The sequence below is a fragment of the Pseudidiomarina sp. genome (genome assembly GCF_033722695.1).
Lineage (GTDB): Bacteria > Pseudomonadota > Gammaproteobacteria > Enterobacterales > Alteromonadaceae > Pseudidiomarina.
Genome location: NZ_JAWVYM010000001.1, coordinates 116,493 through 138,956, shown reverse-complemented (window position 1 = coordinate 138,956; position 22,464 = coordinate 116,493). Strand labels below are relative to the sequence as shown.

The window sequence follows — 22,464 nt, the reverse complement described above, 5'->3', positions numbered from 1 at the left end:
GCGGGCTCTTCTCGTTTAAATCACCAGTAAATCCATAAATTCATTAACTGGCATCGACTGTAAATGATGTTTGTCTTTACAGAGATCAAAGATGAGCTTGCTGCGGCCGGCCGGGAAACGGGTAGCCAGATTCTGCCGGAACTTGTTTTCCAGCACCGGAATCCCTTCTTTCCGCCGGCGACGATGTCCAATCGGATACTCGACTTCAACTTGATCCGTGCAGCTACCGTCTTTAAAAAAGATCTGCATCGCGTTGGCAATCGAGCGTTTTTCCGGGTTGTGGTAGTCCTCACTGTATTGCTTGTCTTCCACCACTTCCATTTTTTCGCGCAGCTCATCGATAATCGGATTAGCCCGATGGAATTCGTCCTCATAGTGATCAGCTGTCAGATTACCAAATGCCAGCGGTACCGCAGCCATGTACTGCAGGCAGTGATCGCGATCTGCTGGGTTAGCCAGGTTGCCTTTCTTCGAAATAATGCGAATTGCTGACTCATGGGTGGTAATAACGATCTTCTCAATCTGATCAAGTCGGTCTTTAACCTGTTCATGCAAGGTGACCGCTGCTTCACAGGCCGTCTGCGCATGAAATTCTGCGGGAAAAGAAATCTTGAATAAGATGTTTTCCATTACATAACTGCCATAGTCACGCTGAAATTTGAATTTTGCATCCTCCGGCGCTTTGATCTTCTGATCCTTATTGGTCTTGTTAAATAGAACGTCATAGAACCCCCACTGGGATGCTGTTAAGGCACTGGGTATGCCCATCTCACCCAGTAAGGTCAGATCAGCCAGGCGAACCGCTCTTGAAGTCGCATCGCCGGCCGCCCAGGACTTACGTGATCCGGCGTTCGGCGCATGCCGGTATGTCCGTAATGACTGGCCGTCGACCCAGGCCTGCGATACCGCTGCCATTATCTGTTCTCGGTTGCCGCCCATTAACCAGGTCACCACTGCTGTCGAGGCCACTTTAACCAGCACCACATGATCAAGGCCAACCCGGTTAAAGCTATTTTCCAGTGCAATAATTCCCTGGATCTCATGGGCCTTAATCATTGCCTCAAGCACTTTGCGCATACTCAGCGGTGACTGTCCCTGGGCAACGCGCCGCTGAGAAATAAAATCGGTGATGGCCAGAATACCGCCCAGATTATCAGACGGGTGTCCCCACTCCGCCGCCAGCCACGTATCATTAAAATCAAGCCAGCGGACAATGCAGCCTATATCCCAGGCTGCTTTGACCGGATCGAGCCGGAACTGCGTACCGGGGACCCGTGCGCCATGTGGCACTACAGTTCCTTCGACCAGCGGTCCCAGGTGTTTTGCACATTCCGGAAACCGCAATGCCAGCAATCCGCAACCCAGTGTATCCATCAGACAGTTGCGGGCAGTATCCCAGGCTTCTTCACTGTCAATCTGATAGTCGATTACATAATCTGCTATGTCCTGAATGACCTGATCATAATCCGGCCGTTCGTTTACGTCGTAATTCGCACTCATTAAGGCACTCCTTTACGCTGTAGTACGGGCTTAAGATCGCTCCGATAATGGCGGTACTTCGCGCGGTTTCTCACCAACATATTCGGCAGAGGGTCGGATAATGCGATTGTCGGCACGCTGCTCAAATACATGGGCGGCCCAGCCAGTCAGCCGTGACATCACAAAAATTGGCGTAAATAACTTAGTTGGAATTCCCATAAAATGATAAGCCGAGGCATGATAGAAATCAGCATTCGGGAATAGACCTTTTTCCCGTTTCATTACCGCATCAACCCGCTCTGATACGGCAAAGAGCGTGGTGTCGCCAACATCGTCAGAGAGTTTATCGGCATACCCTTTGATTATTTCGTTACGCGGATCGGCTTCGCGATAAACCGCGTGTCCAAAGCCCATTATCTTATCTTTGCGCTCCAGCATAGCCTGGATGCCCTGTTCAGCTTCCTCAGGCGACGACCACTGCGCCAGCATCTCCATGGCAGCCTCGTTAGCACCTCCGTGCAGTGGCCCGCGCAATGAACCAATTGCACCAGTTACACAGCTGTGCAGATCCGACAGCGTCGAGGCACATACACGTGCAGTAAAGGTAGACGCGTTAAACTCGTGTTCGGCATAGAGAATAAGGGAAACATTCATAACTTCAGCATGCAGTTTTTTTGGTGCTTCCCCGTGCAGCATTTTTAGAAAATGCGCACCCACTGAATCATCGTCAGTTTTGGTTTCAATGCGCTTGCCATTATGGCTAAATTGATACCAGTAGCAGATAATACTCGGCAGTATCGCCAGCAATCTGTCAGCAGCGCCCTCCTGGTTACTAAAATCGCCTTCCTGTTCGAGATTGCCAAGCATCGAAGTCCCGGTCCGCATGACATCCATCGGATGGGCATTGGCCGGAATCCGTTCCAGAATATCTTTCAGCGGCTGGGGAAGTCCGCGCAATCCTTTCAGTTTAGCTTTATAACTACTTAGTTCTGATTCATTTGGAAGCTTACCTTTAAGAATCAGGTAGGCCACTTCTTCAAAGTGGCAGGTTTTTGCCAGATCTTTTATATCGTAGCCACGGTAAGTGAGGCCCGAGCCCGATTTACCTACAGTGGATAGCGCTGTCTTACCAGCAACCTGGCCGCGTAAACCGGCAGCACTGTTCTTGTTATCGGCCATGTCATACTCCTTCTGTAAACCGCTTAAAGGATCGAAATTGGTCAGTAAAAATCTTTTGAATTTAAAGCATAGCAAAGGAAAACTATTGGGCAAAAAAAAGGCTCGGGACAAATGGGGGGTGTCCCGAGCTCAGGGGAATGGCTCAAAGGTTTGAGCCGTGCGCTAACTCATAAAAACGAACCAGGATAAATAGTGTAGACAACAAAAAAAAAAACGCCTACTTTTTCTACAATTTTTTTTTAATCTGGTCCAACTTAGCTCGCACGCTTGAAAACTTCATAGAAATTAGCCGTGGTTACTTCAGCGACCCGCTCAAGGGAAACCCCTTTCACATCGGCAATACACTGTGCGACGTGACGAACGTAAGCCGGTTGGTTTTGCTTGCCACGGTTTGGCACCGGTGCCAGCCAGGGGCTGTCGGTCTCGATCAACAGCCGTTCCAGCGGTATGGCCCGGACAACGTCCCTCAGTTCAGTCGCATTACGGAAGCTGACAATTCCCGAGATGGAAATATAAAAACCAAGTGACTCAATAGCGCGCTCTGCCATCTCCAGTGACTCGGTAAAACAGTGAAGTACCCCACCACAGCGCTCTGCCCCGCCGTTTTGCAGGATATTCAGGGTATCTTCCTGCGCATCACGGGTATGAATAATAAGCGGCTTATCGAGGTCCGCAGCTACTTCCACATGATAACTGAAACTATCCTGCTGTAACGGCTTGCTATCGGCATCATAGAAGTAATCTAGTCCGGTTTCGCCAACAGCTACGACATTTTCCTGGCTGGCATAGCGCCGCAGCAATTGTCTTTCGAGCGGGTTTTTTGCGATATAAAGAGGATGGGCACCGCAGGAAATAAAAACATCCCGGAACGGCGCGACTTTCGCTTCCATTTCGGGAAAATCAGCCAGCGTCACGCCGATACAGAGCATCCGGCTCACGCCGGCAGCCCGGGCAGCGGCGACCACGGCACTAAGATCACCATCAAAATCAGTTAAATCGAGTTTATCCAGGTGACAGTGTGAATCGATAAACACAGGTACTCCTGCTCTGTCGAGTGTTTTAGGATTTTACATGGTCGCGGTTGGCGATGCCGATTCACCCAGACTCCCCAGTTTAGTCTCAATACGATTACGTAAATGGGATTTATCGTCCTTAAACTGAACCCCAATACCGCGCAGGTCCGATCTGCTGGTTGTAGCTGGAGATAGCCAGACTACGACCCCTTTTACCAGGGTATCCTCGGTATCTTCTGGCAAACGCACAACCAACGTCAGCTCATCCCCTAGTTTATAGGAGTCTTCTGTTGCCAAAAATAAAGCCCCTTGCTTGATAAAAGGCATATAAGCACGGCGTAGTTGCTCTTCAGAATCGAGATTAAGACGTTTTGTCGCCATATCAGTGCCACCTTGACCATAGTTCTTCGATGAGTAGTGGCCCGTTCAAACCACTTTGTTCACTCAGCATGCGGCGCATAGCATAACACGATTGTAGCCATTGATTGAGCTGGTCGCCATTTACGTTATGCTGCTCGAGCCAGTGTTGGGCCTGCTCGCTAATCAACCCACAGCGCAAGCGCATCTGCGGCAACCGCTGCCGTAGCCTGATCAAATCCTGCAATATCAGTTCACTGGCGGCCAACCATTCGGGCCAGTCGCCTTTAGCTGGCTGCGGCCAGGGCCCATCGTCAAACCAGGCTGAGGTTAAATCTGCAATACAGTCACGCGGGAACTTATCAGCCGTTATCCAGTTATAGACTGATACCGGAGCCTGAGGATAACGCTGAATCAGTGCCACTTCATCGCTGCTCAGGACCCGGCCGAGCTGGCTGGCCAGCCATTGCTCAGCTTCCGCCACCGTAGGTGAAGTGATCTGGTGTAACTGCATCCGGCTGCGCAGGGTCGGCAACAGTAAACCAGTGCGGCGCGGGCTCAAAATGAAATAAGTATCTACCGTCGGCTCTTCCAGTGTTTTCAGCAAGGCGTTTGCGGCGGTAACGGATAACCGGTCGGCGTGGTTTACCCAGGCCACCTTAGCCCCATGCTGATTAGCGGTATTCTGTAACTTACTGATAAGATCGCGCACAGCGTCGACGCCGATAACCTTATCGTCAATACTCTCGAGGCTATAAAAGTCGGGATGATTGCCGGCCGCCGCTAACAGACAGCTTTTACAACTGCCGCAGGCTTTGGTGGTCGGTTGCAAACATAGTAGCAGCCGCACAGTCTGTTGTAGTAGCCGGTCACTGCCAAGCTCAGGCTGCCAGCAGATACAATGTGCATGGCTGAGTCGGCCGGCCTGCATATCACCCAACAGATTTCGCCAGACTGGCCTTAACCAGGGAAGATGCATAATGTGCCTGTATTTCTTAGAAGTAACGTCATGTAAATAGTTGCTGTTCCACGCACTGTACCAGATCCGCGTGAACCTGTTCCAGGCTCGCTTCCGCGTTGATCACCTCAATGCGCGGTTCATTCGCCGCAATATCCAGATAACGCTGGCGGGTACGCTCAAAAAATGCCAGGTTTTCCTGTTCAATACGATCCAGCTGACCACGTTGTCTGGCCCGCTCTAACCCCACTTCCGGGCTGACATCCAGCACCAGTGTCAGATCAGGGCTGAAATCGCCCAACACCAGCTGTTTAAGCTGCTGTAACTTTTCATCGCCAAGTTGCCGGCCGCCGCCCTGATAGGCGCGTGATGACAAGTCATGCCGGTCCGCAAGCACCCAGGATCCTTTAGTTAACGCCGGCCGGATGATGTTCTCGACCAACTGAGAACGACTGGCGTACATCAGTAACAGTTCGGTTTCCGCAGTCAGGCGCTCATCCCAGTCACGCTTCACTAATTCACGCAAAAACTCAGCTAACGGCGTACCGCCGGGTTCTCGCACATTCACTACGGAAATGCCTTTTTGCTGCAGATGAAGGGCGATAGTGGCAATGGCGGAACTCTTTCCCGCCCCTTCAAGACCTTCAACAACGATGAATTTTCCATTCATGGGTTGGTTTGCTTCCGTTGATAGCGGTTCACCGCTTTATTATGTTCGGCCAGAGTCTTTGAGAATACATGACCTCCTGAGCCATCAGCAACAAAATATAAGTAGTCACTGGTAGCCGGATGCGCTGCTGCGCGTAAACTTGCAGTACCGGGCATAGCAATGGGAGTCGGAGGTAAACCACTAATTTTATAAGTATTATATGGGGTTGCTTCGCGCAGGTGCGCACGAGTCAGATTGCCGTCAAAATTAGCAATCCCGTAAATAGTAGTGGGATCTGACTGCAGCCGCATACCCAGTCTCAGCCGATTTACAAAAACTGACGAAACCAACGGTCGTTCACCCGCGTATCCTGTTTCTTTTTCAATAATCGATGCCATAATCAGCATTTCATAAGGGCTCTTATACGGAAGATCCTCGGCTCGCTCGCGCCAGAACTGATTGAGCAATTGTTGCTGCTCCTGATAGGCTTGGCGTAGCAGCAGCAAGTCAGTGCTGTAGGCTTGGTAGCTATAGGTGTCAGGCGCCAATAGCCCCTCCAGTGAACTGAATGAGGCCGACCCGGTTACTTCAGCCAGCAACGCTTGCTCACTAAGATCCCGGGTTACTGACTGCAGGTAGGGTTGCTGGTGCAGCCGTTGCAGCCACTGGGCGAGGGTCTGACCTTCCACCAGAGTGACCTGAAACTGGTACTGATCGCCATGCTCAAGCTTCGTCCATAGCTGCTCAAGGGTTAGGCCAGGTTCGAGCTGATAAACGCCCGCCTTCAGCTGTCCGCCCACCTGCCATAAACGGCTGGCCAGGTAAGTCAACGAGAGATCGCCAACAAGCTGCTGATGATTGAGTCTTTTTAAAATAATGCGGGCATGTGAGCCGGGCTCAACCTCAAATAAAATCGGCCGCTGCAGACTTTTTACTGGCTGATGCAGGAGCCATTGGGAGCCGGCCACTATCGCTGCCACCGCGACCAAGCCCAACAGGATCAGACTAATCAGAAATCCTTTGATTTTAACCACCACTGCTGAACCGCCTCAGGCAAATCGGGTACTGTTAGCCTATGATGACCTATGGCGGCTACCGGGCGCAACCCCAGCACGCTGTTACAGAGAAATAGCTGCTCAGCGGCTCTCATATCTCCAGGCCCACTGGCACAGACCTGTACTCGCCCAAGCACTTTTTCTGCGAGCAGACGTTCACGCACAATGCCGGCAATGCCAGCTTGATTTAACCAAGGGGTATACCACTGTTTGCCCGAGCGCCAGAAAATGTTGCTACTGATTGCTTCAACTACGGTGTTGCGCGAATCAAGCACAATGAGTTCGTCCACACCACGACGGTCCCGCTCCTGACTCAGCATGACCTGTTCCAGGCGATTAAGCGTTTTCAGCCCCGCAAACTGTGGTTGGCAGGCCAGACGAAATTCAGCGAAGTCGGTTACCAGCGGGCTACTGTCCCGTTCCGCCAGCTCGGTGGCGGTAACATACCAATTGCAACTCTGCGGATTTGCAACACCGTAACCTCGTGCGCCATAGCCACGGGTAACAATAATTTTGATGATGGAGTTGGGATTTGTACTGGCAATGCTGCGGAGCAGTCTAACTACAGCTTTTTCGTCGGGTAGTTGGCTGTTGAGCTGTCGGGCGGCAGCTTGCAAACGGCGCCAGTGAGAAGCCCACCAGCGTATGTGACCCTGTTCAATGGTCAGGGTCGTAAAGTGCCCATCGCCAAACTGCAATCCGCGGTCTAACGGGAGTGACTCTGCTTGTTTACCATTAACCCACATAGAAAAAAGGCGGAATTTTCATTCCGCCTCCTCGCCGTCTTGCTGTTGCTTAGTCGTTTGCGTGATTGGTCACGTAATCGATAGCAGACTGCACGGTCTTAATCTTTTCGGCTTCTTCATCTGGAATCTCAGTTTCAAACTCTTCTTCCAGCGCCATTACCAGCTCAACTGTATCCAGTGAGTCTGCACCCAGGTCATTTTCAAAAGAAGCTTCTGGTTTCACTTCTTCTTCTTTAACGCCCAGCTGTTCAATAATGATTTTTTTAACGCGTTCTTCGATAGTACTCATTGTATATAGGTCCCTTAATTTAGGTCACGAGTTCAGATTTGCGCTTAGTGTAGTGAATGCAACGTCATTAATAAAGCAAAAATTGGTATTAACCTCAGAGGTCATACCCCTTAATTCAGCGTTGCTTTTTACTTACACCATCGCCATTCCACCATTTACATGGATTGTTTCACCAGTAATATAGGCAGCTCCCGGCGATGCCAGGAATACTACTGCTGCCGCTATTTCATTCGGCTGCCCCAGACGCGACGCAGGAATATTAGCAAAGATAGCCTGCTTCTGGTCGTCTGTCAGCGATTTCGTCATATCCGTATCAATAAAGCCCGGTGCGACACAGTTAACCGTAATACCCCGTGCCGCAATTTCTTTGGCCAGGGCTTTGGTAAAGCCGACTAAGCCGGCCTTGGCCGCACAATAGTTTACCTGCCCCGGGTTACCGGTAGTGCCAACTACCGAGGAAATATTAATGATCCGGCCACTGCGGCGCTTCATCATGCCGCGCATGACGCCTTTACTCAGACGGTAAACCGATTTGAGGTTGGTATCCATAACGGTATCCCATTCCTCATCTTTCATCCGCATTAACAGATTATCCTTGGTGACCCCTGCGTTATTTACCAGGATGTCTAACTGCCCGTAGGTTTCGTCAATATGTTTCAGGGTTGCGCTGATGCTATCTTCCTGGGTAACGTTCAAGGCAATACCTTCACCTTTGTCACCTAAATAATCCGAAATTGCTTCCGCACCCTTCTCGGTGGTGGCAGTCCCTATTACGGTAACGCCCTGTTCTGCGAGCTGCAATGCTATAGCCTTACCAATACCGCGGCTCGCCCCGGTTACCAGGGCAACTTGTCCTTGCATAGTAGTGGTCATAGAGAATCCTTCGCTGTTAATGAATCAGTAGTATTCAGCGCTTCGCCCTCAATGGCTTTATCAATGCGCTTGTTCAGGCCGGTCAGTACTTTACCCGGGCCAACTTCATAGATGTGCGTAACGCCTTCGGCTGCCAGCTTGCGCACCGTTCCGGTCCAACGCACCGGTGAATATAACTGCCGGATCAGCGCGTCACGAATTTGCGCTGGATCTGTGGGCGCAGCAACATCCACATTATTGATAACGGGGATACGCGGTCGGCTGATAGTAACATCGGCCAGTTCCAGCTTCAGTTGCTCGGCAGCGGGATGCATCAGAGCGCAATGAGACGGAACACTCACCGGCAGTGGCAATACCCGTTTTGCTCCGGCTTCTTTACAGGCCTCACCAGCCCGTTCAACCGCCGCGACATGGCCGGCGATAACAACCTGCCCGGGCGAATTAAAATTTACCGCCTCGACCACTTCATCATTGGCCTGTTCAGCGCACAGGTTACTGACGATATCGTCCTCAAGTCCGATCACCGCCGCCATCGCACCTACGCCAGCCGGCACCGCTGTTTGCATAAACTTGCCGCGCTTGGCGACCAGGGCGACTGCATCGGCAAAATCCAGTGCGCCGGCACAAACCAACGCGGAATACTCACCCAGGCTGTGCCCTGCCATATATTCAGGTTCACCGTGGCCCGCTTGCTGCGCCACACGATATAAGGCGACGCTGGCCGCCAGCAATGCGGGTTGAGTACGGTGGGTTTCATTTAAATCTTCGGCCGGGCCATTCTGCACCAGCTGCCAGAGATCGTAGCCAAGCACGGCACTGGCTTCGGCAAAGGTCTTTTCAACAATCGGATACGCTTCAGCAACATCGGCCAACATGCCAACGCTTTGAGAACCCTGTCCGGGAAAAACATATGCTCGCATTAACCTGTCCTTCTTAATATTCAATCAACGCCGAACCCCAGGCAAAACCGCCGCCAAAGGCTTCCAGCAATAATTTTTGTCCGCGACGGATACGACCATCACGGATTGCGACATCCAGTGCCACCGGTACTGAAGCGGCTGAGGTGTTACCCGTGTAATCAAGGGTAGTAACGACCTGCTCCATCGGCATATTCAGTTTTTTCGCGGTTGCCTTAATGATCCGCATGTTCGCCTGGTGTGGCACCAGCCAATCCAAATCTTCGGGCGTCATATCATTAGCCTGCAGCGTTTCAACGACCAGTGAACTAAGCTTGCTGACTGCCACCCGAAACACTTCGTTGCCCTTCATATACATCCAGGCCTCGCTTAATTGCTCAGGCTGGTTGCGCGACAGATGATTCACCCCTAACAAATTGGCAAATTCGCCGGCACTATGCAAATGCGTAGAAATAATACCTGGTTTATCAGTAGCTTTCAGCACTACAGCACCGGCAGCATCACCAAACAGAATAAGCGTATTGCGGTCATCCGGGTGACAGAGTCGGGATAGTACATCAGTTCCTATGACTAAAACGGTGCGGTACGTACCACTGCGAATATATTGATCTGCCACGCTCATTGCAAAGATAAAGCCCGAGCACGCAGCGGCCACATCAAAGGCAGGCACGTCGGTATCAGTAAGGCCGGCCTGAATTTCACAGGCGACACTGGGGAAGGCGCGGTCACCTGAGGTGGTTGCAACCACTATAAGATCAAGTTCGTTGGCATCAACACCGGCGGCCTGCAGCGCTTGCCTGGCAGCAGCGGTGCCCATAGTCACAGCGCTTTCTGCTGCGCCGGCGAGACGGCGCTCGTGAATGCCAGTTCGCTCTACTATCCAGTCATGACTTGTATCAACACGTTGTTCGAGCATGGCATTGGTCAGGCGCTGAGCCGGTAAATAGTGGCCAGTTCCTGCAATCATTGCTTGCATAATAGTATTTTATTCCTGCTCCAGAAGAACGTCTTCCACCCGATCCCGGATACGCGATGGGAGGTGCTGTTGAGTCTCTTCCAGGGCCTGCTCAATAGCGCTCAGAAAAGCACGCTCGTTAGCATCACCATGGCTTTTGATAACGACTCCACGTAATCCTATCAGACTGGCGCCGTTATAGTGGTCGGGCTTCAACCAGTCCCAACTCTTCTGCAAACGACGATAGAATAGTTTGACAAACCAGCGGGTCAGCCAGTGAGCGTGTATGTTGGTGCGGATATTGTCCAGTAAAAGCTCAGCCAGGCCCTCGCAGCTTTTTAACGCGACATTGCCGACAAAACCATCACAGACAATGACATCGGCCTTGCCGGCAAATAGATCATCGCCTTCAATGAAACCGATATAATTAATCTGCGGCGAGTGCTGCAATAACTGCGCGGCGGTTTTTACCACATCATTACCCTTGATCTCTTCTGATCCCATATTCAGCAACGCCACCCGCGGCTGCTCAATATTCAGGACCTGCCGGGCAGCGACTGATCCCATGATGCCAAATTGAAACAGGGTATCTGAGTCACATACCGGGTTAGCACCAAGATCAAGGATAAATGCTGAGCCACCTCGGGCTTGTGGGATCGCCGACATCAGTGCGGGGCGCAACACGCCGGGCAACGTCTTCAGAGTAAAATAGGCCTTGGTCATCAGCGCGCCAGTATTACCTGCACTCACGCACGCGTCAGCGGTGCCATCGGCAACGAGTTCCAACGCCACACGCATCGATGAATCGGGTTTAGCACGTAGTGAGTAGCCGGGTCTATCCGCCATAGTGACGGTCTGGCTGGCATGCTTCAGTGTGATTCGGGGGTGATTCAGCAGGTTCGCTTGGGTGAGCAGGCTGGTGAGTTCAGCCTCATCGCCAACAACGATGAAATGAACTTCGGAAACAGATGTTAGCGCCTGTTTCAGCGCGCCAATAACAACTGAGGGGCCGTTATCGCCCCCCATTGCATCCAGTGCCAGTGTCAGTGCGGCCATAGCCTCACTTCCAGTTTCCGGCTTACTGGCTAACGACTTTACGGCCTTTATAGAAACCGTCAGCTGTTACGTGGTGACGACGGTGCGTTTCACCAGAGGTAGAGTCAACCGACAGTGTAGGGCCGCTCAGTGAATCGTGAGAACGACGCATATCGCGACGTGAACGACTTTTCTTACTCTTTTGTACAGCCATCTTACGCTATCTCCTAAGTTTATTTGCGCTTTAATTCCTGCAACACAGCAAAAGGATTTTCCTTTTTTTCTGAGGCAGTATCAATTTTGCCCCACTGCATTGCATTACTATCTATTCGACATTCGCGCTCATCGTGTTTTGCAACAACTGGCATCGCTAATATCAATTCGTCTTCAATCAACTGGTGCAGATTTACTTCACCAAGTTCATCCAGCTCTACCGGTTCATAGTGTTCTGGCATATCGGTGGCCTTTTGCCGCTTTGTGACCGGCGCATAAGCGAAGTCACAAACCAAGGGTAAACGCATCGCATCACCACAGCGTTCACAAGCAACCACAACTTCAACTGAAGCCTGCCCCTTGAGATGCTTAATATCTTGTGGGTCGACATCGAAATGTACGCTCACGTCAACATCCGGACAAGGTTCAACGAGTAAGTCTTGTAAACGGACAAGGGCTGCCCCCGGAACTAATCCGAGATAACTCAACTGTTTACCGGCACTTTTAACCGGATCTGCCGTAACTGGCACTCGAACCTTTTGCATAGGGCGCGAATGTTAATGGATTCGCGGCCTGAAAACAAGTGATTTTCGCATTTTTAGTGCGTTTGCGCTTAATCGGCAGCCGCCGCCAATAATGGGTTAATGCCCCACTTTCGCAGCAAACTAAGTAACTTAATTAACGGGAGCCCGATAAGACTGTTCGGGTCATCACCTTCGAGCCCTTCAAACAGACTGATGCCCAGACCTTCGCTTTTAAAGCTGCCGGCGCAGTTAAAGGGCTGTTCAAGGCGCACATAACCTTCAATTTCGGCCGTACTCAGCTGGCGGAACTGAACATGAAACGAGTCGACCAGATGCTGGAGCTCATCACGACCCGAATGATAAACCGCAAGGCCGGTCAGAAAGGTCACACGGCGGCCGCTGCAGCGTTCTAGTTGTGCTATCGCATTGGCTTCATTACCCGGCTTACCGAGAATATCCTGCCCCTGGCCAGCAATGACGGCGACCTGATCAGAACCGATCAGAATATGATCGGCATAGTTAGCTTTCAGCGCCTGCGCTTTAGCTATTGCCAGCCGCTCAACTAACTGGTGGGCGGTTTCGCCCGGCCACCGACTTTCGTCAACCTGCGGCGCAGCGCACTCAAACTCAGGAATAACCTTGCTCAGTAACTGGCGGCGAAAGGGTGAGGTTGATGCTAATACCAATGCTGTCATAAACCTTCCTTATAGTTAAACGTGCTGTAACAGATCGCTGAGCTGATCAATAACAGCCAGCGGTTGATGGGTCATCAGCCGTTGCCGGTCATGCGCACCGAAGCTTACCCCGAGCCGTGCCATACCCATATTTTTTGCCATTTTCATATCATGTATCGAATCGCCGACCATTATCGCCTTATCAGCTCCGAGCCCTGCCTGATGAAGTATATCCCGCAGCATCTGCGGGCTGGGTTTAGATTCAGATTCATCGGCGCAACGGGAAAAATCAAAGTAATGGCGGCTTTGCGACTCATCCCAAACCCGTTCCAGGCCATGCCGCGCCTTCCCTGTCGCTACTGCTAGCAGGTGACCGCGCTGCCGCAACTCAGCAAGCACATCATGAGCTTTATGAAATAGCGGGCTCGGAGTGGGATCATTAACCACGTAACACTCTCGGTAATAATTCATGAACTGGTCATATTGCTGAATATCGAGCTGCCCGAATAGCCGTTCAATGGCAGGGTTCAGACTAATCCCGATTATATCCCGCACCGCCTGTTCCGTTGGCACTGTTAGTTTAAGCTGTCTGGCGGTTTGCTGCATGGATGAAACAATCCGCCCGATGGAGTCCATCAAAGTGCCGTCCCAGTCGAATATAATAAGCGGGTACTTCATGAGAATTTTTTGCTGCCCAGGCGCGTTAAGGTGGTCCGCAACTCATAATCCATGGGTGCGTTCACGGTCAGCTTCTCACCGGTCTGCGGGTGCGCGAATACCAGTTTATGAGCGTGCAGAAATAACCGCTGCAGGCCTAACTGTGCCATCGCCTGGCTGAACTCCTGGTCACCATACTTAGGGTCCTGCGCAATCGGATGGCCGGCATGCAGCGCATGAACCCGGATTTGGTGCGTCCGTCCGGTAATCGGCGACGCCTCAACCAGACAACACTGGGCGTAGCTTTCCAATACCCGGAAGCGGGTTTCGGCAACCTTTCCTTCGGCATCAACGCGAACCATGCGCTCACCTGACTGCAGCGTATTTTTCTGCAATGGCGCCGCCACAAACTTAACATGCGATTGCCACTGGCCACGAACCAACGCCAGGTACTGCTTATCCATAGTCTTCTCGCGCAGTTGTTCATGCAGACTGCGCAGCGCTGAGCGGCGCTTGGAGATTAGAATACAACCACTGGTTTCACGGTCCAGCCGGTGCACCAGCTCCAGATGTTTGGCATCCGGGCGCAGCGCCCGCAAACTTTCAATCAGCCCAAACTGCAGGCCTGAACCGCCATGCACCGCCAGACCCGAAGGTTTGTTCAGTACCATGAGTACATCATCTTCATAAAGGATCTGATCCTGCAACGCCTGCACGCGATCCAGTTTTGCCGACGGTAGCGCATTGGCCTCGGCAACCCGTACCGGCGGAATCCGCACCAGATCACCCGGCTGGAGTTTGTAGTCGGGTTTAACGCGTTTTTTATTTACCCGTACTTCACCCTTGCGCACAATCCGGTACACCAGTGATTTAGGTACGCCTTTTAATTGCGCGAGCAAATAGTTATCTATGCGCTGACCCGCGTAATCCGCGGCAACGGTGTGGAAGCTTACTTGTTGGGGGGATGATGTCTCAGTCATGGGCGCAAGTTTATCATTAAACCTGCGCCCTTTGCTGCAAATTTTAAGGGTTATTGGCCTGCATTTCGGTGGTCATTATCAGGCCATGTTCATTTACATCAACGCTAAAGGCCAGATTCATATCTGTTGTCATCAGGCCCTTCAGCTCGTCAGGGATTTCCTCGCCCGCCGCCGCCATGGTCTTAGCAAGCATCGAGAAGAGCTTCTCGTAATTCATGCCCATCGCAAAAATACCATTTTTTGTGAGTGGCTCACCCGCGATATCTTTGGCTTGGCTCTCAGCCTGCCCCTGGCTGTGGATCAGCAGCTGATTCTCACCGCGCAGCAGATAGTACTGGCCTGGAATACCACCTAGCATCACCACGGTCTGGGTAATATCTGTTGCTTCACCAACTTCCGGCAATGGCGTGTTCATCAGTGGTGGCAGCGAAGCCTGGATAACATTATAAATTGCCTGAATATCGCTGGCAGCGACACTGACGACTGCGTCAAGCGCGGCAGAGCCCATGCCATTCTGCATTGCAGCCAGATCGAATTCGTTAACTATTAGTGCAGCGCCCTGCAGTCCGTTGCCCATGGCGGTAACCGCAAGCGCCGCTAACGGATTATTCTGCTTCATATCCTGCTGCATCTGCACTAACGGCAGGCAGCTGTATTCGGCATCAGCAATCCCAACCCATAGCTTGCTCAGGTTAGGTGCCAGTTGCCCGATATCCGAGCCTAATGCCAGGTAAGCCATGGCTTCGGTAAGCTTGCCGTTCAGGCTCGACGGAATAAAGCCACGCAATCCCTGCAGATTAGCAATTGCATCTTTGTCGCTGGTGGGTATCAGGAAATTGCTGCGTACCCAGACTCCGCTGGCCGCGTTTTGCTCAATGGCTAAATCAAAGACCATTCCGGGCCAGCGCTCGGTAATACCTGCCAGGTCCTGCTGACAAGCCGGTGTTTGCCAGTCGGAGCTGTCCGCAATGAGCTCACCTTCGCTAATCTTGACTAAATCGCGCCCCAGTCGGTTGCTCTCCGGGTTGGTGAAGGCTGCGGCAATGACGGCGGAACTGAGATAACCGACCCCATGGGTATGTAAATCGTATTGTTCAATCAATTTGCCAACTTTATTACTGGCGCGCAGGTTGTCCGTCGGCTGGCTGATAGCTAGTCGCGTTGCCAGCTCGTCGGCTGCCAGGCTGCTACTATCGAGAGTTAATGTGGCCCACTGCGCGTCAACACGCACCAGCAAATCGATTTGTACCTCGCTGTCGCTTTCAGTTACCAGCTTATACCGGCGATAGTTTTGCCCTTCCAGGGTGTCTTGCTGATGACTGAAGCCACTGTCCTGCTCGGCGGCATCGAACATGGCCCAGAATTTCGTTTCATCACTCACCTGCAGACGCATAACCGGAGCGACACCAACCATATACATAAGACTCTGACTCTTATCGCTCAGGCCGGTAATCTGACTAAAGTGTTCAGGCTGTTCAAGGGCACCGAGGAACTGTTCGAAAAGACTGAATGCGAAAGCCGCCGACGGTGTTTCATCGATAGCTAATTCGCCACGCGCCTGCTCAAAGTCCGCGCGCATCTGACTGACAGATGCCGGTGGCATCATGCCAACACTGGCAAGGTAAGTAGGAAGATCAATGGGTTTGATCTGCACCGATAACAGCGCTGTATCTGCTGGTATAAAAGCCAGTTCTGGCATATCAACTGAGCGTTCAGATGACGTCCAGGTATAATAACCAACCGCCGCGGCCGCCACGACAGCTGCTGCAATAAGTACCTTACGCATAGTCTTTCTCTCCGTTATTAGAGTTATTTTTGTAAAAATATTGTATGCGAGGACTAACAGCCGTACAAGCCCCCGGCTGTATATCTTGTATTAAGGGGGGCTTTTGTGGGATAATTATTTGCCGGAAAAATACCGCACCGGTTGATAGAGCGCGGTACGTGGTAACACGTTGATATACTGTAAAAAATTCGCGTGATTTGAGCGCCTTGGGGTGACAACGACCCTCCACCTCAGGATACGACTATTAAGGTCGAGATCCTGATGGCACGGAACCAACGTCGGTTTTAGCATAACCCAACCGCCTGATAATCAAATCACAATTAGCAGAGCTAATGCTACGGCATAGCACGAAGAGTATTCACAAGCGCATTTCGGCTTGGAAACCAATTGCAAGCCTCACGTTACAGTTGACGGGGGGTGTCAGTACCCGCTGCGAAAGCGCTATGACAGATCACAATTAGAACTCGGAATCGCGACGGCTATAAGCCTTTCGTGCTGTGTTGTGGCTAAAATATTGAAGAGTCACAACAAATGAAAAGAATGTTAATTAATGCCACGCAACAAGAAGAATTGCGTGTTGCACTGGTCGACGGGCAGCGCCTGTACGATCTGGATATTGAAAGTCCTGGTCACGAGCAGAAAAAAGCCAATATCTATAAAGGCAAGATTACCCGCATAGAGCCAAGCTTAGAGGCTGCTTTCGTCGATTATGGTGCTGACCGCCATGGCTTCCTGCCACTTAAAGAAATCGCCAAAACCTATTTCCCATCTGGTTATACCTTCTCAGGGCGCCCGAATATTCGTGATGTGGTCAAAGAAGGCCAGGAAGTTATTGTACAGATTGATAAAGAAGAGCGCGGCCAGAAAGGCGCAGCCTTGACCACCTTTATCTCGCTGGCTGGTAGCTATCTCGTATTGATGCCGAATAATCCTCGAGCGGGTGGTATTTCCCGCCGCATCGAAGGCGATGAGCGTACCGACCTGAAAGAAGCGCTGAGCGAGCTTAATGTACCCGACGAGATGGGTTTAATTGTCCGCACCGCGGGCGTCGGCAAATCCACCGAAGAGCTTGAGTGGGACCTGAACGTACTGATTCACCACTGGCAGGCTATCGAAAAAGCAGCCAAAGAGCGCCCGGCTCCGTTTCTTATCCACCAGGAAAGCAACGTTGTATTCCGTGCCATCCGTGACTACCTGCGCCGCGATATCGGCGAAGTCATGATCGATAACAAAAAGATCTATGACCAGGTTCGCGAGCATGTCAGCCTGATCCGGCCTGACTTCCTGAACAAAGTCAAAATGTATCAGGGTGACGTTCCACTGTTTAATCATTACCAGATTGAAAGCCAGATCGAGTCGGCTTTCCAGCGCGAGGTGCGCCTGCCTTCAGGTGGCTCCATTGTTATCGACCCTACAGAAGCGCTAACTTCCATTGATATTAACTCGTCACGCGCTACTAAAGGCGGCGATATTGAAGAAACCGCGTACCAGACCAACCTGGAAGCGGCAGAAGAGATTGCCCGTCAGTTGCGCCTGCGTGACGTTGGTGGACTGGTCGTTATCGATTTCATCGACATGACGCCGGTGCGTCACCAGCGGGAAGTTGAAAACCGCCTGCGCGACAGCCTCAAGCAAGACCGTGCCCGTATCCAGGTCGCTCGCATTTCACGCTTCGGCCTGTTAGAAATGTCACGGCAGCGTTTGCGTCCGTCATTAGGTGAGTCCTCTAATAATGTCTGTCCTCGCTGCAGCGGCCATGGCACCATCCGCTCTTCCGAGTCGCTGGCATTATCTATCCTGCGTCTGATTGAAGAAGAAGCGCTGAAAGACAACACCTTGCAGGTACAGGCACAGGTTCCGGTTACCGTTGCGACTTACTTATTGAACGAGAAGCGTAACGCTATTGTGGATATCGAGAAACGCCATTCGGTTTCCTTGCTGGTTATTGCTAATCCACACCTGGATACGCCACATTTTGATGTAAAACGCCTGCGTTCTGACGAACAGGAAGAAGCTCATAGCTTTACTCTGATTGAACGTCCTGAAGATACCACTACTGAAGTGGTGCTTAACCGTGATAAGCCTGCTTTTGAGGAACCAGCACTGAAAGGACTGCAGGCCCCTGCTGCCCCTGCACCGACACCGGCACCTGCCGAAGCACGCGAAGCAGCCTTTAAAGGCAAAGCTAAAACTGCTGAACCCTCTCTTGTTGGTCGCCTGTTCAAGTGGCTGGGAAGCGTGTTCGGTGAAGAAAAGCCGAGCGCAGCTGAAACCAAAGCCCGTGAAGATAAACAACGTGAACAGCAGCGCCGCAGCGGCCAGCAGCGTCGGCCGCAAGGTAGCCGCGGTGGCGCCAACCGTCGTCGTGGTGGTCGTGGTCGCCCGCGTGATGACGAGGCAACTGCAAGCAAGTCTCCAGCACCTGCTGATCGTAAAACTGCAGCAGATGATAGCCCGAAAGAACCACGCGGCAACCGCCGTGGCGGCCGCGGTCGTCAGCGTCCCGCTCGTGGTGAGCAACCACAGAAGCCTGCCGATAAGGCCACTGAGAAAACACCAGATCAGGCCCCAGCGCAGGAATCACGACACGAAGCACCTGCTGCCGAGCGCAAGCCAGCCCAGCCTAAACAGCGTCGTCAGCGCCGCAAGCTGGAGCAATCGGTACGAATCGGTACCGAATTACCGCAGGACGCTGAGCAAACGAGTGAAACCAAAGCAGCAGCTGAGCAGCAAACAGCAAAACCGCAGCCGGCTTCCGGTCGCAAGGTTGATCCGCGCATGCAAGCAGCTGCCGATATCATTGCTGCCGAACAATCGACCGCACAGCCTGCAGAGAAAGAGAAAGAAGAAGTCGCTACAACTAATACGACTACAGCAGACGCTAACGCTACGCCGGCAGCCGATACTGAAGTGACAGAGGCTAAGCCAACGCGAAACCGTAGTCGCCGTTCGCCGCGTCACCAACGAGCAGCTGGTCAGCGCCGTAAAGCTGAGCAGGATGCAGAGTCAGCCGAAGCTCAATCACCTGAAACCGCTGAACAGAAAGAAGTGACAGCGAAGCCCGAGGTGACAGCGGAACCTGCTGCGGCGGAAGTTAAAACAGAAGCTGTTGAGCCAGCTGAAGCGCCTGCAGCAGAGCCAAAGGTCGCAGCTGAACCTGAAGCAAAGGCCGAAGTAAAAGCTGAGCCAGAAGCAGAAGCACCTGAAGTTGAAGCGAAGCCTAAAGCCGAAGTGCAGCCCGAAGCGGAAGCCAAGCCCGAACCAGCAGCTAAGCCTGCAAAAGCTGAGCCAAAAGCCAAACCGGTGAAGGCTAAAGCCAAAGCCAAAACCTCTGGCGGCGTTTCTGCGCCGATGGCCAAGGCTGCGCCACAAGCACGCTCTGGCGACTTTAGTCCCTTGCCAGCAGCTGACAACAGCAAGCGCCCTGCCCCTGCCAGCGCAAGCCGCACCGCAGGTCTGCAGCACGCCCGCTCAGTGGTCAGCGCAGAAATGACTAAGTGCGACTAATTTAGTCGGAACATAAAAAAAACCGGAATCATCTGATTCCGGTTTTTTTATGCCTGCTGGTTTTTATTTCAGGTTTTCTTCAAATAACTTAAAGATTCTGCGGTATTCATCCAACCAGCTGGACGGCTGGCGGAAGCCGTGTGGCTCGACCGGATAAATCGCCGTTTCAAAATCTTCTTTCTCATGCTCAATCAGACGCTGTACAACCCTCACGCTGTCCTGGAAGAAGACATTGTCATCAACCATAGGAGCATTAATCAATAACGCGTCCTGCAAGCCTTCAGTAAAGTAAATTGGCGAGCTACGACGATACGCGATAGGGTCAATATCCGGCAGGTTCAGAATATTAGAGGTATAACCCGTATTATAATGAGCCCAGTCACTTACCGGACGCAGAGCAGCACCGGCTTTAAATAATCCGGGCTCGTTAAACAGCGCCATAAAGGTCAGAAAACCACCGTAGGATCCACCATAAGTGCCGACGCGGTTCGTATCAACGTTCGCATTTTCACCCATCCAGTTGACCACATCAATAAGGTCTTCTACTTCGGGCGTGCCCATCTGCCGGTAAATGGCAGTACGCCAGTCACGGCCGTAACCTTTCGAGCCCCGATAATCCAAATCAATAACCACATAGCCTTGCTGATTCAGGAAGCTATGAAACATGAATTCACGCTGATAGCCTGACCAGCCGCTATGGGCATTCTGCAGATAACCAGCGCCATGAATAAACACCACTGCCGGATAGGCTTCAGGCCGGTTTTCGTCATAGTCCGCAGGGTAATAAACCCGGGAGTAAATCGGATGATCGACATGGCTGGATGGCACCGCGACGATCGATGGCGCTGTCCAGTCCACCGCCATAAATTCATCAGTCACTGTATTGGTCAGTTGGCGGGCGTTAACCTCACCAATGTCCTGCACAAAAAGTTCTTCAGGCTTTAAGGCTGTAGAATGACGAATCAGCAGTTGCTCTTCATCAGGCGACAGTTCGTAGTTGTTGATACCACCAAGTACGGTTAACTGTTGCAGTTCACCGGTTTCTGTCTGGACCCGGAAGATCTCGTAGTTTCCAGGGTGCGGCTTGTTGGCACTAAAATAGATGTAATCACCCCGTTGATTAACTTGCGGATCTTCAGTCACGAACTGGCCGCTGGTCAACTGGCGCTGCTTACCACCTGGTACCTTGGTATAAAGATGCGCGTAGCCATCTTCTTCTGACTGGAACCAAAGCGTGTTACTGCCGGGCAGAAAGCCAAACTCGTTATGGGTATAGTTGATCCACGCATCGTCATGCAAACGATGCTGACTGACCAGCTGCTTACCGGCAAAATCCAGGGTCGCGATCCAACGATCTTTATTATCCCAGGCCTCAAGCATAACGGCAGCTTCATTACCGTCGTCGCTCCAGCGAATGGCTCCACCATCCCAGCCCCAATCCTGCATCAGGGTAATTGGCCGTGGGTTCTCTTCAGGTGTATAGGTTTTGCCCTGCGCCGCATAGTTTTCTTTCTTCACTTCTGCCAGTACGTCTTCGTTCCAGCCCGGCAGCGTGTTGTACGTTAAGGTCGTTTGTTCACCCGTCTTTAAATCCAGCATCAGCAGCGTGTGCTCAACCGGCTTCGCATCCGCTACCCTGCGGCGTACCAGCTCGGCCTTTACCCGTGCATCTTCCGCCACATAGTTGGGCATGATATCTGAATCACCGCGCCAGCTCTGCTGATCCGTTACCGCTACAATCATCTTGTCGCCCGCAGGTGACAGGTTGGCGGCTATAACTTGCTTTTTATCACCCAGATAAAACGGCTCCGGAGCAACCGACGGGTTGGCTTTGGCTAACGCCTTCTCCCGGGCCAGGCGCTCACTGCGATCCTGACGCTCTTTCTGCACAAACTTGATCAGCTCAACTTGCTCTCGTGCAATGAAATCGTCTGGCTCGGTCACGCCTTTGGGTGCATCAGCAGTTTTTAACGCCGCTACCTGATGAATAAGTCCGGTGCGGGGATCTACCGTAAAAAAGTCATTTTGCTCACGATACGCGATGCGTCCATCAGTCATAAACATCAGCTGTGACTGGCGCGCTTCATCCCGGGTTAACTGCCGGGTTTCATTAGTATTCAGGTCGCGGACAAAAATATTACCTTCGAACAGGTACGCCATCAGGCTGCGATCCGCATTGTAAACTGCATCCCGGTAGGCGTAGTTGTGCAGCTTATCCAGCGGTACCTGATGCGCTTCGTCAGCATCAAGCGGCAAGTGATACCAGTCGCGTAGCTCACTGCCTTCACGCTTCTGCGCATAAAGCACACCACTGCTATCGTGCATCCAGTAGGCGTTTTCAGGAGACCGCGCTACCCAGTCCTGATCAGCCATGATCTTGCTGATGGACAGCTCAGTACTGGCAACCGCCTCTTCATTACCTTGTAATTGCACAACTGCGGTGGGTTTATTCACCCCTTGCGTTGACTGCTGCGCATCGGAACCGTTGGTGCTAGCGCAGGAAGCTGTAAACAATGCTGCTGCTATGGCCAGAGCCAGTTTAGTTTTCATTATTATCGTCCTTTTTAAAAACAGTGGTCGAACGCGTGATGGCATTCCTGCAGGCATTAAAACAAAAT

General features: G+C 51.9%; 21 protein-coding genes. 1 reads left to right on the top strand and 20 read right to left on the bottom strand.

Annotated features, from left to right (window positions below):
- Nucleotides 1-15: 15 nt before the first annotated feature.
- The 19 genes from R3196_RS00680 to R3196_RS00590 form a co-directional block, all read right to left on the bottom strand.
- A complete protein-coding gene (locus R3196_RS00680) occupies nucleotides 16-1,500 on the bottom strand; it encodes a bifunctional 2-methylcitrate dehydratase/aconitate hydratase (protein ID WP_318934682.1) in 1,485 nt (494 codons plus the stop codon).
- Nucleotides 1,501-1,530: 30 nt separating this feature from the next.
- On the bottom strand, nucleotides 1,531-2,658 hold the full coding sequence (prpC, locus tag R3196_RS00675; RefSeq protein WP_318934681.1) for a 2-methylcitrate synthase: 1,128 nt from the start codon (nucleotides 2,656-2,658) through the stop codon (nucleotides 1,531-1,533).
- Between the two features lie 254 nt (nucleotides 2,659-2,912).
- Nucleotides 2,913-3,692, bottom strand: a complete 780-nt coding sequence (locus R3196_RS00670) for a TatD family hydrolase (protein ID WP_318934680.1) — start codon at nucleotides 3,690-3,692, stop codon at nucleotides 2,913-2,915.
- A gap of 33 nt (nucleotides 3,693-3,725) precedes the next feature.
- Nucleotides 3,726-4,052 (bottom strand): PilZ domain-containing protein, encoded by a 327-nt coding sequence (locus R3196_RS00665; RefSeq protein WP_318934679.1) that lies wholly within the window; start codon nucleotides 4,050-4,052, stop codon nucleotides 3,726-3,728.
- Between the two features lies 1 nt (nucleotide 4,053).
- Complete coding sequence (locus R3196_RS00660) at nucleotides 4,054-5,007, bottom strand: hypothetical protein (protein ID WP_413242886.1); 954 nt, start codon at nucleotides 5,005-5,007, stop codon at nucleotides 4,054-4,056.
- 28 nt (nucleotides 5,008-5,035) lie between these two features.
- Nucleotides 5,036-5,656, bottom strand: coding sequence for a dTMP kinase (tmk, locus tag R3196_RS00655; protein ID WP_318934677.1), 621 nt, complete (start codon nucleotides 5,654-5,656; stop codon nucleotides 5,036-5,038).
- Nucleotides 5,653-6,669 carry an endolytic transglycosylase MltG gene (gene mltG / locus R3196_RS00650; protein WP_318934676.1) on the bottom strand — a complete coding sequence of 339 codons (1,017 nt, stop codon included), beginning with the start codon at nucleotides 6,667-6,669 and terminating at the stop codon, nucleotides 5,653-5,655. The genes tmk and mltG overlap by 4 nt, the downstream gene beginning before the upstream one ends.
- The gene (gene pabC, locus R3196_RS00645; RefSeq protein WP_318934675.1) at nucleotides 6,645-7,436 is read right to left on the bottom strand and encodes an aminodeoxychorismate lyase; all 792 of its coding nucleotides are present in this window, start codon (nucleotides 7,434-7,436) and stop codon (nucleotides 6,645-6,647) included. The genes mltG and pabC overlap by 25 nt, the downstream gene beginning before the upstream one ends.
- 49 nt (nucleotides 7,437-7,485) lie before the next feature.
- On the bottom strand, nucleotides 7,486-7,725 hold the full coding sequence (acpP, locus tag R3196_RS00640) for an acyl carrier protein (protein ID WP_034774275.1): 240 nt from the start codon (nucleotides 7,723-7,725) through the stop codon (nucleotides 7,486-7,488).
- A 132-nt stretch (nucleotides 7,726-7,857) separates the two neighbouring features.
- Nucleotides 7,858-8,598 (bottom strand): 3-oxoacyl-ACP reductase FabG, encoded by a 741-nt coding sequence (gene fabG / locus R3196_RS00635; RefSeq protein ID WP_318934674.1) that lies wholly within the window; start codon nucleotides 8,596-8,598, stop codon nucleotides 7,858-7,860.
- On the bottom strand, nucleotides 8,595-9,518 hold the full coding sequence (gene fabD, locus R3196_RS00630; RefSeq protein WP_318934673.1) for an ACP S-malonyltransferase: 924 nt from the start codon (nucleotides 9,516-9,518) through the stop codon (nucleotides 8,595-8,597). The genes fabG and fabD overlap by 4 nt, the downstream gene beginning before the upstream one ends.
- A gap of 13 nt (nucleotides 9,519-9,531) precedes the next feature.
- A complete protein-coding gene (locus R3196_RS00625) occupies nucleotides 9,532-10,491 on the bottom strand; it encodes a beta-ketoacyl-ACP synthase III (protein ID WP_318934672.1) in 960 nt (319 codons plus the stop codon).
- A 9-nt stretch (nucleotides 10,492-10,500) separates the two neighbouring features.
- On the bottom strand, nucleotides 10,501-11,526 hold the full coding sequence (gene plsX, locus R3196_RS00620) for a phosphate acyltransferase PlsX (RefSeq protein WP_318934671.1): 1,026 nt from the start codon (nucleotides 11,524-11,526) through the stop codon (nucleotides 10,501-10,503).
- Nucleotides 11,527-11,548: 22 nt separating this feature from the next.
- Nucleotides 11,549-11,719, bottom strand: coding sequence for a 50S ribosomal protein L32 (rpmF, locus tag R3196_RS00615; protein ID WP_084694024.1), 171 nt, complete (start codon nucleotides 11,717-11,719; stop codon nucleotides 11,549-11,551).
- A 19-nt stretch (nucleotides 11,720-11,738) separates the two neighbouring features.
- Nucleotides 11,739-12,263: a 23S rRNA accumulation protein YceD gene (gene yceD / locus R3196_RS00610; RefSeq protein ID WP_318934670.1), complete on the bottom strand. Its 525-nt coding sequence runs from the start codon at nucleotides 12,261-12,263 to the stop codon at nucleotides 11,739-11,741.
- Nucleotides 12,264-12,331: 68 nt separating this feature from the next.
- Nucleotides 12,332-12,937 carry a Maf family protein gene (locus tag R3196_RS00605; RefSeq protein WP_318934669.1) on the bottom strand — a complete coding sequence of 202 codons (606 nt, stop codon included), beginning with the start codon at nucleotides 12,935-12,937 and terminating at the stop codon, nucleotides 12,332-12,334.
- A gap of 15 nt (nucleotides 12,938-12,952) precedes the next feature.
- Nucleotides 12,953-13,594 carry an HAD-IA family hydrolase gene (locus R3196_RS00600; RefSeq protein WP_318934668.1) on the bottom strand — a complete coding sequence of 214 codons (642 nt, stop codon included), beginning with the start codon at nucleotides 13,592-13,594 and terminating at the stop codon, nucleotides 12,953-12,955.
- Nucleotides 13,591-14,553, bottom strand: a complete 963-nt coding sequence (gene rluC, locus R3196_RS00595; RefSeq protein ID WP_318934667.1) for a 23S rRNA pseudouridine(955/2504/2580) synthase RluC — start codon at nucleotides 14,551-14,553, stop codon at nucleotides 13,591-13,593. The genes R3196_RS00600 and rluC overlap by 4 nt, the downstream gene beginning before the upstream one ends.
- 43 nt (nucleotides 14,554-14,596) lie before the next feature.
- Entirely contained in the window at nucleotides 14,597-16,339 is a 1,743-nt protein-coding gene (locus R3196_RS00590; RefSeq protein WP_318934666.1) for a hypothetical protein, read from the bottom strand.
- Between the two features lie 531 nt (nucleotides 16,340-16,870).
- On the opposite strand from R3196_RS00590, the gene rne reads away from it, so the two are divergent.
- Nucleotides 16,871-19,846 (top strand): ribonuclease E, encoded by a 2,976-nt coding sequence (gene rne, locus R3196_RS00585; RefSeq protein WP_318934665.1) that lies wholly within the window; start codon nucleotides 16,871-16,873, stop codon nucleotides 19,844-19,846.
- 63 nt (nucleotides 19,847-19,909) lie between these two features.
- On the opposite strand, the gene R3196_RS00580 is transcribed toward rne, so the two are convergent.
- Nucleotides 19,910-22,396 carry a S9 family peptidase gene (locus R3196_RS00580; protein WP_318934664.1) on the bottom strand — a complete coding sequence of 829 codons (2,487 nt, stop codon included), beginning with the start codon at nucleotides 22,394-22,396 and terminating at the stop codon, nucleotides 19,910-19,912.
- Between the last annotated feature and the right edge of the window lie 68 nt (nucleotides 22,397-22,464).

Bases quoted from the DNA above. Each gene is read 5' to 3' on its own strand.
- rluC (WP_318934667.1), bottom strand. From the start codon at position 14,553: ATGACTGAGACATCATCCCCCCAACAAGTAAGCTTCCACACCGTTGCC.
- rpmF (WP_084694024.1), bottom strand. From the start codon at position 11,719: ATGGCTGTACAAAAGAGTAAGAAAAGTCGTTCACGTCGCGATATGCGT.
- fabG (WP_318934674.1), bottom strand. From the start codon at position 8,598: ATGACCACTACTATGCAAGGACAAGTTGCCCTGGTAACCGGGGCGAGC.
- R3196_RS00580 (WP_318934664.1), bottom strand. From the start codon at position 22,396: ATGAAAACTAAACTGGCTCTGGCCATAGCAGCAGCATTGTTTACAGCT.
- tmk (WP_318934677.1), bottom strand. From the start codon at position 5,656: ATGAATGGAAAATTCATCGTTGTTGAAGGTCTTGAAGGGGCGGGAAAG.
- pabC (WP_318934675.1), bottom strand. From the start codon at position 7,436: ATGTGGGTTAATGGTAAACAAGCAGAGTCACTCCCGTTAGACCGCGGA.
- R3196_RS00665 (WP_318934679.1), bottom strand. From the start codon at position 4,052: ATGGCGACAAAACGTCTTAATCTCGATTCTGAAGAGCAACTACGCCGT.
- R3196_RS00605 (WP_318934669.1), bottom strand. From the start codon at position 12,937: ATGACAGCATTGGTATTAGCATCAACCTCACCCTTTCGCCGCCAGTTA.
- acpP (WP_034774275.1), bottom strand. From the start codon at position 7,725: ATGAGTACTATCGAAGAACGCGTTAAAAAAATCATTATTGAACAGCTG.
- R3196_RS00600 (WP_318934668.1), bottom strand. From the start codon at position 13,594: ATGAAGTACCCGCTTATTATATTCGACTGGGACGGCACTTTGATGGAC.
- fabD (WP_318934673.1), bottom strand. From the start codon at position 9,518: ATGCGAGCATATGTTTTTCCCGGACAGGGTTCTCAAAGCGTTGGCATG.
- rne (WP_318934665.1), top strand. From the start codon at position 16,871: ATGAAAAGAATGTTAATTAATGCCACGCAACAAGAAGAATTGCGTGTT.
- yceD (WP_318934670.1), bottom strand. From the start codon at position 12,263: ATGCAAAAGGTTCGAGTGCCAGTTACGGCAGATCCGGTTAAAAGTGCC.
- R3196_RS00625 (WP_318934672.1), bottom strand. From the start codon at position 10,491: ATGCAAGCAATGATTGCAGGAACTGGCCACTATTTACCGGCTCAGCGC.
- R3196_RS00660 (WP_413242886.1), bottom strand. From the start codon at position 5,007: ATGCATCTTCCCTGGTTAAGGCCAGTCTGGCGAAATCTGTTGGGTGAT.
- R3196_RS00590 (WP_318934666.1), bottom strand. From the start codon at position 16,339: ATGCGTAAGGTACTTATTGCAGCAGCTGTCGTGGCGGCCGCGGCGGTT.
- R3196_RS00680 (WP_318934682.1), bottom strand. From the start codon at position 1,500: ATGAGTGCGAATTACGACGTAAACGAACGGCCGGATTATGATCAGGTC.
- plsX (WP_318934671.1), bottom strand. From the start codon at position 11,526: ATGGCCGCACTGACACTGGCACTGGATGCAATGGGGGGCGATAACGGC.
- prpC (WP_318934681.1), bottom strand. From the start codon at position 2,658: ATGGCCGATAACAAGAACAGTGCTGCCGGTTTACGCGGCCAGGTTGCT.